9 protein-coding genes and 1 pseudogene are annotated in these 12,937 nt (G+C 41.3%); 7 read left to right on the top strand and 3 right to left on the bottom strand.

Annotated elements, in window-relative coordinates; translation table 11 throughout:
• Positions 1-2 precede the first annotated feature (2 nt).
• The gene (locus ADU23_RS26770) at positions 3-1,172 is read right to left on the bottom strand and encodes a Ger(x)C family spore germination protein (RefSeq protein ID WP_053376550.1); all 1,170 of its coding nucleotides are present in this window, start codon (positions 1,170-1,172) and stop codon (positions 3-5) included.
• Positions 1,172-2,716, bottom strand: a complete 1,545-nt coding sequence (locus ADU23_RS26765; RefSeq protein WP_082311216.1) for a spore germination protein — start codon at positions 2,714-2,716, stop codon at positions 1,172-1,174. The genes ADU23_RS26770 and ADU23_RS26765 overlap by 1 nt, the downstream gene beginning before the upstream one ends.
• A 268-nt stretch (positions 2,717-2,984) precedes the next feature.
• Between ADU23_RS26765 and ADU23_RS26760 the strand changes: the two genes are divergently transcribed.
• The 4 genes from ADU23_RS26760 (at position 2,985) to ADU23_RS26745 (ending at position 8,852) form a co-directional block, all read left to right on the top strand.
• The gene (locus tag ADU23_RS26760) at positions 2,985-6,242 is read left to right on the top strand and encodes an S-layer homology domain-containing protein (RefSeq protein ID WP_053376549.1); all 3,258 of its coding nucleotides are present in this window, start codon (positions 2,985-2,987) and stop codon (positions 6,240-6,242) included.
• Positions 6,227-6,439 carry an S-layer homology domain-containing protein gene (locus ADU23_RS26755; RefSeq protein WP_053376548.1) on the top strand — a complete coding sequence of 71 codons (213 nt, stop codon included), beginning with the start codon at positions 6,227-6,229 and terminating at the stop codon, positions 6,437-6,439. The genes ADU23_RS26760 and ADU23_RS26755 overlap by 16 nt, the downstream gene beginning before the upstream one ends.
• A gap of 820 nt (positions 6,440-7,259) precedes the next feature.
• Positions 7,260-8,054, top strand: a complete 795-nt coding sequence (locus ADU23_RS26750; RefSeq protein WP_053376547.1) for an SDR family NAD(P)-dependent oxidoreductase — start codon at positions 7,260-7,262, stop codon at positions 8,052-8,054.
• 609 nt (positions 8,055-8,663) lie between these two features.
• A complete protein-coding gene (locus ADU23_RS26745; protein WP_053376546.1) occupies positions 8,664-8,852 on the top strand; it encodes a hypothetical protein in 189 nt (62 codons plus the stop codon).
• Between the two features lie 270 nt (positions 8,853-9,122).
• Here ADU23_RS26745 and ADU23_RS26740 read toward each other — a convergent pair whose 3' ends face one another.
• Positions 9,123-10,106, bottom strand: coding sequence for an ABC transporter substrate-binding protein (locus ADU23_RS26740; RefSeq protein ID WP_053376545.1), 984 nt, complete (start codon positions 10,104-10,106; stop codon positions 9,123-9,125).
• Between the two features lie 732 nt (positions 10,107-10,838).
• On the opposite strand from ADU23_RS26740, the gene ADU23_RS26735 reads away from it, so the two are divergent.
• The 3 genes and pseudogenes from ADU23_RS26735 to ADU23_RS26725 all read left to right on the top strand — a co-directional run bounded on the left by ADU23_RS26735 (position 10,839) and on the right by ADU23_RS26725 (position 12,821).
• The gene (locus tag ADU23_RS26735; protein ID WP_053376544.1) at positions 10,839-11,288 is read left to right on the top strand and encodes a MarR family winged helix-turn-helix transcriptional regulator; all 450 of its coding nucleotides are present in this window, start codon (positions 10,839-10,841) and stop codon (positions 11,286-11,288) included.
• A 24-nt stretch (positions 11,289-11,312) separates the two neighbouring features.
• The gene (locus tag ADU23_RS26730) at positions 11,313-11,843 is read left to right on the top strand and encodes a GNAT family N-acetyltransferase (RefSeq protein WP_053376543.1); all 531 of its coding nucleotides are present in this window, start codon (positions 11,313-11,315) and stop codon (positions 11,841-11,843) included.
• A gap of 271 nt (positions 11,844-12,114) precedes the next feature.
• Positions 12,115-12,821 (top strand): annotated as a pseudogene (locus ADU23_RS26725) (L,D-transpeptidase family protein).
• The last annotated feature ends 116 nt before the right edge of the window (positions 12,822-12,937 follow it).

The following is a 12,937-nucleotide window of genomic DNA, read 5'->3' as shown; positions in this document are numbered from 1 at the left end:
ATCTAGTACTCCTTTTTCCCAAATATCGTACCTGCGTTCATGCCAGTGCTTAACACATGAACTTGAACGTGGGTTTGAAATTGCATTTGCGCAAGCTTGTCAACCCAAATGGGTTCCAGCTGTTTCCAGAGTTTCGGGTTGTTCTGATAAATTTGATTCCCGATTCCGAGCACATCAATTTTTTTGGCCTTTAAGGTTCGGATAGTATGTTGAATCTGATGTTCCACTTGATCTTTAATCGTCTGTTCAAAACGCTCCATATCTTGCTTGGTCTTCAGGTCTGAGCATCGCAATTCTCCGGTCGTACCTTCGATCGACATATGGATGTCGACGATTACATTCTCGTTTTTCACTTTCGAAACCAATTGACTGTTGAGATTGATTATTTCAAGTGATTCTTTGTTATAGATCTGCTTTTTTTCATGATTCATGCACGGGAATTCAAATACCCCATAGTTATATCTGTCTGTCAGCATCATCAGCGTTTCGGTATCTTTTTCCTTAAGTATCCCTACCATTTTCCCGTCTTGAATCAATGCGACTCCGGATATTGCCGCCTTATTATCCAAGCTGTTTTTATGCAAGTAAGGCATAGCAGAGGTTTTGGAAGGACTGCTTAGTTGTATAGCGAGATCATATAACGGCAGGTTAGACGTTTTGGCGGAATAGAGAGATCCGATCGTCTCCATTTTTCTATACTGTTGACCTATGGTCTGCTCGATAAACGGTTTGATATCCAGAAATTCTGCCGCTGATTTCTCAGCAATGATGGGTAGAATCGTGCCCCGTGGTTCATGGTCTCTAGAGAAAAAATCAAGCACTTCTCGGATGTTCAATGTTCTGGCTAATTTCTCTCCGATGATAATGACACGCATATGATCCCATTTGGCTTTACGTCCGAATTTTGTAGGAATCTCTCGCATCGCTTCAAAAAAGGTTTCACCCGTTGTATGAATATTAATTCCTTTAACAGATGCATTCGTTGCCATACCGGATTGCATTTTACTGGAAGGGTTATAAAAGTGAGTCGTGATATCGATAAAACCGCCCTCGCCTTGATCAATCGATATCGCCTGCACATAGCCATACTCGTCCAGTTCATTATTATCCCAGCATCCGCTAAGCAGGCAAAGAACAAGAAATGAAGCGAGAAAGGAGAGGAGTGGCTTCACTATGATTTCTTCCTTTCTGCGGATTTTTTATGTAGATGTCGACTCCGAGGCGAATGAACCAGCAATCGTCTTGGCAGCACGAAAATTGTATCTCGCAGCCTTGTCAAATCCAGCGGGGCCAGCGAATCCAGATAGGGCTCACCCAAGGTACGCAGAGTCGCCAGATGAAGGTAAATGAGAATAAAGCCAACCATGATGCCTAGCCCTCCAAACGTCGCTGCGAGAAACATTAACGGAAAGCGCAGAATCCGCAGTGCGATGGCCATATTGTATTGAGGAAGCGCAAAGGAAGCGATGCCCGTCAAGGCAACGACAATGACCATGACTGGAGATGCAATCTGTGATTGAATGGCTGCTTGGCCGATAACCAACGCCCCAACTATGCTGACGGCCGAACCGATCGGCCGGGGCAGTCGAATGCCCGCCTCCCGCAGCAACTCAAAGAAAAACTCCATAATCAGCGCCTCTATCACAGCCGGGAAGGGGATTCCTTCCCGTGTATCTAATATGGCTAGCAGGAGAACCGTCGGTATGAGTTCGGAGTGGAACGTTGATAACGCTATATAGGAGCTGGGCAGCATGAGCGCCATGAGGAACGCAGCCAGTCGGATCAATCGAATCAACGAAGAAAAAATCGTCCGATAGTAATAATCCTCGCTGTTTGTAAAGAATTCTATGAATTTCCCCGGACAGATCAGAACCGAAGGGCTTCCATCCACTAATGCAATGATTTTGCCATCCAGCAGAGAAGTAACCGCCGTATCCGGGCGTTCCGTATACCGAACTTGTGGAAAAGGCGAGTAGTTGGAATCATTAACCCACTCTTCAAGATAGGAAACTTCAATAATTTCTTCTTGATTAATGCCCTCAATCTTTTGTTTAAACGCTTCTAATATCTCCGGCTTTACGACGCCTTCCAAATAACCGTAGGATATGGTTCTGTGGACCTTTTCCCCGGATATAAAATACTCAAATTTAAGATCAGGAGATTTCAGCAAGCTTCGAATGACACCGATATTGCGGTCCAAGCTTTCAATGAAGCTGACATGCGGGCCTTGAACGGTAGGCTCCGTGATGGGCTCGGAGGTTTGACGCTGCTCGACATCAAGGGCAAAATAGGCGATAGCTTTAGACCATCCATGGAAAAAAATGATGACTTTGCCGTCCAGAATACCCCTGACAGCTTGTTGCATATCGCTCACAAGCTCAACGTTAGGGGAAGCTATGCCATGGTTCTCAAAATAATCGATAACATTTTTAATCGTAACCGTCTCGGCTGGCCCAAGCTCATACGGGACCAGATTTTGCAGCGTTTCCTTTGCAAAATTCGTAACGGTCGTTTTAGTTAGCGTATCGAAATAGACGGTAAAGGCAGATTGCTCCAAGTCCTGTCCATAACTCCAACGGTAAATTTTCAAGTCTTTGCAGTTGGCAAAAAAACCTTGAACCGACTTCAAGTTTTCTTCCAGGCGGGGAGAAATATTCGGGTAAGAAGGCTTGTCGGATGAAGTGTGATTAGTTGAAGGATTGGGCAATTTCCGCATGCGAGTCTCCTATCCGAAGCGAAATGTCGAATCATTTACATCTTTTCCCTGATGGAGGAAAGATATTCGGCTGCCTTTGGATTGGGGAAGGGGCGGAGCCAATAAACTAGCTTATTTGCACATGCGACCAAATCCACTTTATGGGGCGTTCCTTCGGCTTTTATGCGTTCGTAAAACTCTTTGAGCTTAGTGTTTCGAGAACGGATAAGTATACTTCAAGTCCTATTTATTGGGAAATTATTAATTGCAATTCATGTGAATATAATGTATGTATGATGCAACGCTGCACTTGGAAGATAACAAGAAGCATGTAAGAAATGGACAATATTCGGCTAGAATTGATTACGATATGATTGGTATAGTAGATAATCCTTCTCAAATTGAAGTAGGTTATAAAACGGGTAATATCCCAGTAACAGGTTACCCAACTAAAGTAGGCATGTGGGTTTATGGGAACAATGAAGGACATTTGCTAACGACAAAATTTAGAGATAAAGGCGGATCTTCTTTCCAAGCAGAATTCTATGATCAAAATCAAATGGGTATAGATTGGTCTGGTTGGAAATATATCGAGGCGGATGTTCCGCAGGGTAAACCAGGACCGGTTGTCCTTGAACTGTTTTTCCAATTGAAACAATCGAATATGAGCAAGAAAAATAAGGGTTCTATTTGGGTAGATGATATTGCCTTTATCTATAAGGAACTTGATGAGGATAAAGACGTTCCAAACATTAAACCTATAGCCCCTGTTGAGAATGAAGTATTAAGCGCTCCACTTGATGAATTAAAGGTTGAGTTGACCGATAACGGATCAGGATTGGATTTGGATACTTTATCAGTTCTTTTGGATGGAACGAATATTACGGATGAAGTTCACTATTCTCCAGATACAAAATTATTAACTTATCCAGGAGAAAATGTGGATGGCGGTTATCATGAGCTTGTTATTGAAGTAAAGGATAAGAATGGCAACCCGGCAGGGAAAACTTTCGCCTTCACGATGAATGCAGGAGAACGTTTGCTCATGACCGCTGTCAAAGAAGCGGTAAGTAATGAAAACTATTCTGTTCAAGTCAGTATCAAAGATTACTTGAATGCAGAACGGGCTGAATTCGCATTAAACTATGATGCTAATACTCTTCAAGTTGAAAATATTACTCAGGCGACTGGAGTTGCCCTAACCTCTGATATTGATAATGAGCATGGAGTTGTTAAGGTAGCTCTTAATAACGTAATAGCAGCAGCCCAAGATCTCGTTACTGTTAACTTCAGAGTGAGCTCTCATGCCGCGTTAGAACGCGGTGAAGATTACAAAACCATAACAATGAGCAATACGAATCTCACAGCTGGCGAAGTTCAGACTAGCTCACCAATAGCTGCTCCTATTCACTATACAATCGCATTTCCATATCAGTTGGAGATGACGGGAGTTGGTTTGGGCGCACCTTCTACGTTTACAGTATTAGACCGTGAGGGCAAACGGTATGAAGGTGCGGATATTGTTTTCACTGGATTATTAAAGCAGAGCTCAGTAGTTACGGTTAACACAGTAACGTCTAATGTATATGAGGACGACGATACGTCATCTAATGTATTAATGGTTGCAAAAGCTGGTGAACGTTACTATGCTTCAGCAGAAGCTGAAGATGGATTATTCGAGGTTATTCTCGCAGATGGACAAACAACAGGCTATATCTCTGAATCAGATGTTAACAAAAAGTTATTGAACAGCAGCCTTGGTAAAACAGATGCTAAAGGACAATTAACGACAGACTTAACTACATTGGCACTTGGAACCTATCAGGTTCAAGCTGTCAACGGTGATCAGAACAGCAAGGTTGTCAATTATGAAGTCGTGGAGCAGTACGGTACATATGAACCTCAATATGTTCAAACTTATGTGACAGAAGATATGTCTTCGCAACTGAGTGCTGCCTGGCAAACGAAACCTGACCAAACCTTTACTTATCTTCAGTACATCGAAGCTAGTGAATGGGGAACAGGAGAAAGTCCTGATGTCAATCATGTGAAACAGTATGAAGCTGAGAGTGAACTTCAAGTGCTTAGTATGAAGGAAAATGGAACGAAGGGTGAAATCCGGTTTCATAATGCTCTAATTGAAGGCTTGAAAGCAGACACCACTTACAAATACCGTGTAGGCTATGAGGGCAATTGGTCGGAGTGGCATGAATATTCTACTGTAGATCAGAACAAATCAACACCGACCTCATTCTTGTTTATTACAGATTCTCATACGAATCAATCACAAGGAATACAAGCCTATCAAGAACTAATGACTAACGCTTTGAAACAATTCCCATCAACACAATTTGTTATGCATGGTGGAGATATGGTTGATGTAGGTGGCGCATTTGAAGAATGGCAAAAGTTCTGGCAAGCTTCTTCGGTTTATGCAACAAAACTTCCAACTGCTCTAACATTGGGTAATCATGATGTGAAGAGTGAAGGGAAAGAAGTATTCACCAAAGGTGCGAATTTCCCAGAGAACGGACCAGAATCCCAACTGCAATATGCTTACTCTTATGAGGTCGATGATTCTCATTTTGTCGTATTGAACTCAGAAGGTACAGAGGAACAAATGGTTGATCAAGCAGCATGGTTGGAAGAAGAATTGGATCGGAATGATAAAAAATGGACTATCGTTATGTTCCACCGTCCTGCCTATCACACAGAAAATGGTCGAGAATCCCTTGTTGAGTATACACAAACGTATTTTGCACCTATTTTAGAAGAGAAGAAAGTTGATTTGGTTCTAGTTGGTCATGATCATGTGTATGCGCGCACCTATCCCATGCTGGATGGAAAGCCAAACAAGGCTACAAATGAAGGTACCGTATATCTTGATGGCGGTGCTTCGGGCTGGAAATTCTATGATGGCACTCAATATAATTACTTGAATTATATTTTTGATGAAGACGTGCCAGTATATTCAGCTATTGAAATTACTGAGGATGGGATTCATGTGGAAGCACGTACGAGTGCGGGGAATAAGATCGATGAGTTTACTGTCGTGAAGACAACAGGAAATGAGACAACGCCGACACCGACGCCAACATCGACACCAACAGTAACACCAACACCAACACCAACACCAACGCTTTCGAAGCCTGTCTTCAACGACAAGATAGATGTGGACGTAGTTAAGTCAATTGTGGAAAAAGAGAAATCTGCTCCTGCAGTAAGCTTTAAGGATCTTCCAGCATCTTCATGGAGTGCTTCAGTAGTGGAACGTGCTGCTAAGATGGGTATTGTAACGGGTTATAGCGATGGTTCTTATCATCCTAATGAGAAGGTAACTCGCGCCGAGTTCGCCAAGATGATTGCAAAAGCTTTTGGTTTAACGGATTCAGGCGGTTCTTCCTTCTCTGACACAAAAGGGCATTGGGCTTCAGAAGCGATTGCAGCATTACAGGCTAAAGGGATAATCACAGGATATAGTGATGGTTCTTTCCATCCTAATCAAGAAATCTCTCGTGCCGAGATCGTTACATGCTTGCACGGCTGACGAACTATGTTCCTAGCACATCCAATCCATTCTCAGATGTCGTTACGAACTGGGCTTCTGAGCCAATCAATGCTTTTGCAAATGCAGGAATCGTGAGCGGTAAAAGCAACGGATTGTTCAAACCGAATGAATCTGCTTCCCGTGCTGAGTCAGTTGCGATGATCATTCGCTTGTTGGATAAATTGCTTGCACCATGAGTGGGATTTGAAAAAGTAGTATCAATAGGCGGGCAGTCAACTGTGACGGTTCGCCTCCACCATCATGAACACCATCCGCATGCGGATGGTGTTTTTTTTTTTAGTGCTTCAGTTCATTTAACAGCGATTATATAGAGTGAAATTAAAAAAAGTCTTTCCATTATTCGTTTCAAATGATCAAATCAATTTCTAAAATTTACTCTTAATTGGATCCCAAAGCTTCTTTAGTAATCTTTTTGCTATCAACAGGACAATTTGTGCTTTTTTTTACGATGTCGGGCAGACGATGCTTTAAAAAATAATCAACGCAATGCGACCATCCGTTTGAAGCTACCTTACGTCTGACGAAATGTGAAGGATATCCTTCTGAATAGCCTCACTCACTGCAAGATCCAATGTAAGTACCATCTCTGTCAATTCCATGTTCCACCACTCCAAATCATGGTTAATTTGTCTCCGGAGAAATTCACTTATGCTGCGACTTACAACTCAACAATTTCATACAGGTGCCGAAAAAAATCGCTTTAGCCACTTCGAATTATTTTTTATAGCAAATAACTTTACTGGTATAAATATATTTATGAAACTTGCTATTTTATATAATTATTATTATTTTTTTGAACGTATTATAATCAATCCGAAATCAAAAAATCTAACGAGGCCATCACAAAGGTAAACGCATTGATGCAGATATGACGAATCACTCGGAAATTAGAGTAGGCAAAGCGTCGGATATTTGGTGATCGGCGTTTGCTGCAGTCTAAGCTACGGATGACCGTCCGAGTGTTTTACAAATACAATTGAAAGTGAGAGATCGAAAATGCAATTGAACTTAAAAGATAAATTAGTACTTGTTACGGGATCTACAGCTGGGATCGGTAAAGGAACCGCAATCAGTTTCTTGAAAGAGGGAGCAAAAGTAATCATTAACGGCCGCTCTGATGAACATGTTGAAAGCACGGTGCAAGAGCTTTCGGCATTGGGTAAAGTGTATGGGATCCGAGCTGACGTTTCCAAACAAGAAGACTGTGTCGAACTCGTCAACAAAGTGAATAATCTAGGTGATTTGGATGTGTTGGTCAACAACACTGGCGTTTTTACCGTAAAGCCTTTTTTCGATGTGACGGACGAGGAATGGATGGATTATTATCAAATTAATGTAATGAGCGCCGTCAGGATGTCCCGTGCTTTTTTACCGAAAATGATAAAACGCAATACCGGAAGAATCATTAATCTTGCCAGCGAAGCGGGTATCAAACCGTATCCGGAACTCATCGCTTACGGGGTATCGAAAACCTCACTCGTTACGTTATCCAGGGGCTTGGCGGAAGTGGCGAAAGGCACGAATGTGACAGTAAACTCTGTTCTCCCGGGACCGACCTGGACAGAAGGTTTCAGCACATTCATTTTGGAGCTTGCCAGAGAGAATGGGAAGGACTTGGATACTTTCATAAAGGATTACTTTGAGAAAGATCAGCCTTCTTCATTGATTCAGCGTTACGCGACAGTCGAGGAAGTAGCCGATACGATTGTTTTTCTTGCTTCCGACAAGGCGTCTGCCATCAACGGGGCAGCTCAACGAGTAGAAGGCGGGATTATCCAAAGCATTCTATAAACTTCGCAATCATTTGAGCAATAAGCCGTCTAATTTATCAAATAGCGTACAGAGCAAAGCGATGCATAACACGCGGAGCTCATATTTAATCATTATATATCCGTTTCAAATGGAGAAAACGCTATAAGAGCTGTATTGAATTTTACTGCTGTTAACGATAGCTGAATAACTCACATGGATGAGCAGGCGTTTCGATTGCCTGCTCTTTTTATATGCATACGGGCAAGATAGCGTGGTGGCAGACAGCTGCCTATGTTGATTATAACTCCTATATATAGGGCTCATTAAAATTAGCACGACACTTGGGCCCCTTTTGTCTCTGTTCATATTTTTGTTGTTAGTTGTCCGAGCTGAGAACTGCTAGGGGTGCTAGCTTTAGGATTCTATTTTCGGAAGGCCATCGCACGCCAAAAATGACCCTCATTGAAGGAATCGTTTCCGGCTAAGGATGGGGAGGCGATGACGTTATAGAGCATAAAAGCTGAAAGGTTGGACGAATGGGCAGGAAACTGGTATACTTGCCGGGATTGCTCCCGTTAAAGCGATTTCAAGTTTCGGATTTATAGGGAGCCTGTCTAATTTCGGTTGCAGTCAGGAGTGTCAAATCAGTTGAAAAATTATAATATTATGCGTCCGCTATTGCTGATCGTAACGGCGCTGCTTGTTAAGAGCTTGGTTACGAATCTTTGCATGGTGTTCGGGATGGAACAGGGACCAGCAGAAAATATTGGTTTTATTAGCATGCTTATCACTGCAATCGTTTTCTATTCTAGAATTGCCCGGAAACGCCGCAAATAACAAGGAGCACAAAAGGAGGGGAGCAGCCATGGAAGGAAACAATATTACGCATGGTATGATTGACGAGTATATCTCGGTTTCCCTCCGAAGGTCCAGGAAATACGGTAGAAGGTGAGCGGTTTCTATCCGGCCCCAAGGGGAATTCATGCCTTTCAGCAAAGGCAGCAGGAAATTCAAAAAGTAGAGGTAAAACAAAATAATACCTAGCATGGTCCCGATGAATTGAAAGTCAATCGGGCGGCTAAGCCACCCACGATTAAACGAGCATTTTCATTTCGTTATAGCATCTACTACACGATCAACTAATACTTTAGAGGAGAGGGGGCCACCGAAAGTCCAGGTGTCTCCACCTATGCCATAAGTCCGGTTTTCTTTAACGAAATTTAATCCGTTCCAAACTTTATTATCCTTCACTGGGTCACCGAAAACGTTATCCTCTTCCTGAACAATGTAGATGAAATTGGAGTTGCTCACTGCTGGAAGGGACTCGAAGGTGGCGTCCGTAAAACCATACTTCTCAAATTTCTCAGACTTCCAGTCGCTGGTTAAACCAATACGATTGAGCGTTTGAACGACTGTCGAGGTATCCGTAAACATCCTCAACGTTACAGCATTCTGGCTACTGAATGCTTGGGTAATGACATAATTGAATTTTTCCTTGCCGGCTGCTAAAAGTCTTTCTTTAGCTGCTGTATAATGCTCATCAAGATCCGCGAGCACTTTATCTGCTTCTTCTGATTTATCTACCGCTTTAGCAATGGTTTTAAATACGTCCACCATCCCTGTGTAGGCGTCTCCTTCGTTCGGATAGGGATCAAATTCAATCGTGGGAGCAATAGCATTAAGCTGCTTGTAAATCGCATCGTTATTATCCGTATTCGAGATAATCAGATCAGGCTTCAACGACGCGATCGTCTCTAAGTTGGGCTCCCAACGAAAGCCGACATCCGTAACGCTGTCTGCGAGTGCAGCTTCATCAGTTACCCAAATCGAGTATTCTTTATTGTCGGCATTGCCTACAGGTTGAATACCTAGTGCGATTAACTCCTCTGAAAAGATCCACTCCAAGGCGACGACTCGCACTGCAGGTTTGTTAAGCTTAGTTTCGCCTTTTGCATGTTTAATAATAATAGGATCAGTGTTCGTAGTATTCGGGACGACACTGTTAGTGTTATCCGAATTTTTCGAGCCACAAGCTGCGGTGATAAATAGGATAGATAATAGTGCGATACTAATCTGTAATAGCCGTTTCATTGTATTTCCCCCGATATCCGTTTTTCAATCTAACTAATAATGATAATCAATGTCAATTAGGCAAAATAAGACTATCATTGTCCAATAGATGTTGTCAATATATTTAATTATTTGAATAATTTTTGCAGCAGATGTTGTGATATTGGAAGCTTGGTCCAAGCGTGGCATTAAGGGAGTAAAACGATTGGATCATAGCTACAGCTAAAGACTAGGACTCTCCGCTCCTATCCAAATCCTACAGCACTCATCATGAGCGCGGGCCATCCTTTTTAGTGGACGCAACGCTCAACGGCTTTTTCAACCGGAGACATGCTTGTCGAAAATGCAGCTTATAGCTTGCTTTCCGGATCGCCTTGAACTGAGAAGGGTGACTGGGAGTGAGATATGCTCCCCGAATAGTAGACAGGTGAAATAATAAAAACCTGCTGCTAATGAGGGGAGCATTTTTCATGTCTATTGCAGAAGAGAAACTCGCCATTATCAAAAAAATCGAATGTAGTGAACTTGGCATCATGGCCACTGCGGATACATATGGGATATCATAAACAACTTTGGTTAAGTGGCGACGCAGATATGAAGTCTACGGAATCGAAGGGCTAGAGGTTCAAAAGAAAAACCTAGATGGTTAGTATGGCATTTCTTACAGGAAATTTTGTTGTAAATACAACAAAATTGATGTACTATTTTCATACCACTTTTGAAAAATATTAAATTAGCGGGGAGGTAGATAGGATGGAAATCCTACGGGAAATTGGAATGATTGCTAGGGTATTAGATTCAATTAGCAATATAGAGTTCAAAGAATATGACCTTACAAAAGGGCAGTATTTGTACCTCGTACGAATAGTTGAAAATCCAGGAATTATTCAAGAAAAATTAGCTGAACTGATAAAGGTAGACCGGACAACAACTGCTCGTGCGATAAATAAACTAGAGATTAATGGATTTATTGAAAAGAATGATGATCAATATAACAAGAAAATAAAAAAACTATTTCCTACAGAAAAAGGGCTGACTGTTTACCCTTTTATAAAAAGGGAAAACGATTATTCCAATTTGGTCGCACTATCTGGATTCTCCGAAAGTGACGTGAAAACGATGTTTAACCTGCTGCATAGGGTCAAAAAAAATGTAGAGAAAGACTGGGAGTATGTAAAAAAGGGAAACAAGAGAAATTATTGATTTACTAAAAGGAGAACAATCAACATGACTATAAATATAAAAAAATGCACATTTGAGGATCTAGGATTACTTCAAGAAATTAGTGTCGAAACATTTAATGAAACTTTTAAGAAGCAAAATTCACCTGAAAATATGAAAGCTTACTTGGAAAAAGCATTTCATTTAAAACAATTAGAACAAGAATTATCGAACATCTCTTCGGATTTCTATTTTATTTATTCTAATAAGGAAATTGCCGGGTATTTAAAGCTAAACTCCAATAATGCTCAAACTGAAACCATGGGCGATGATTCACTTGAAATCGAGAGGATTTATATAAGGGGAAAATATCACAAACAGGGGCTTGGTAAATATCTAATAAAAAAAACAATAGAAATAGCAATAGAACGGAATAAAGAGAAAATCTGGTTAGGGGTTTGGGAAAAAAATGAGAACGCAATTACCTTTTATAAAAAAATGAACTTTGTTCAAACGGGAGCTCACTCTTTCTATATGGGAGATGAAGAACAAATCGATATTATAATGAGTAAAACACTCATAAAATTGGATTTTTGATTTCAGCGATTTAATGTCGAGTAGAACACAAAAAAATGCTGCATATACGATTTAATTCGATATGCAGCATTTCCATGTAACAAGGCGATGAACATTTTGTATGGTTTCCTGAGAATTCCATTTTATACATTCTGGAAATTTGAACAACATCGCTTGAGATGACTTAAATGAATTCTCACTATCGTTCAAATTTATGGCACTTATACCCAGTGCGTAATCGAAAAGCTATATCGATAACAGGAAAAAAAACCTTGATCATGAGGTGATTACAATTATGAATTACAAGATAACTCACTTCTGTATTCAAGTTATTGCATTAGCTTTGCTATATTTAAGCATTTCTGGAGTAAGCAATTCCCAAACGGCTTACGCCATTCCATCACTTCCAATTGTAACTGACCATAGGGGGTATTCTATCGAAGTTTATCCTCAACAACACCGACTAATCGTGCAGAAACAGGGTCAGAAACTGAAGTCGTATAACGTCGCTGTTGGTAATCCTTCCACCCCTACCCCCGTGGGAGAATACCAAGTCGTATCAAAGGGGGAAATTGGTGATCGTCTTTTGGTCCACGATGGCTAGGATTAAACGTCCCTTGGGGAACTTACGGTATTCACGGGACGAACAAGCCGAATTCTATAGGACAGCATCAGAGTCATGGTTGTATCCGAATGAACCATAACGATGTCATTGAGTTATTCAATATGATTCCACTCGGAACAAAAGTATCAATTTATGGGCATATATTGGGAGAACCATTTCAAGATCCCAAGGAATTGGCGGAAGGAGACGTCGGGGGAGAGGTGCAATTAATTCAGTCCCGTTTGAAGAGCGCTGGATACTTTCAGGTAATAATTAATGGCAAATTTCGTTCGAATACAACAGCCGCAGTGAAAAATTTTCAGCGCGACCATCATTTGATGCAAAATGGCGTCGTCTCCATTAAGGTATATGAAGAGTTAGGACTGTTAGAGTGAAGGGCATGCTAGTATCATTCCCTTTTGTTTTACATTCGGCATTAAAAGTATCAAGTTTGCTATCTGCTATTTAAATTAATAATGATGACGATGCCCTCTATGTTAAATAATGTTTA

The organism is Paenibacillus sp. FJAT-27812, from assembly GCF_001273905.1.
In the GTDB taxonomy this organism is placed as follows: Bacteria; Bacillota; Bacilli; order Paenibacillales; family Paenibacillaceae; genus Pristimantibacillus.
This window is presented reverse-complemented; position numbering and strand designations above follow the sequence as displayed.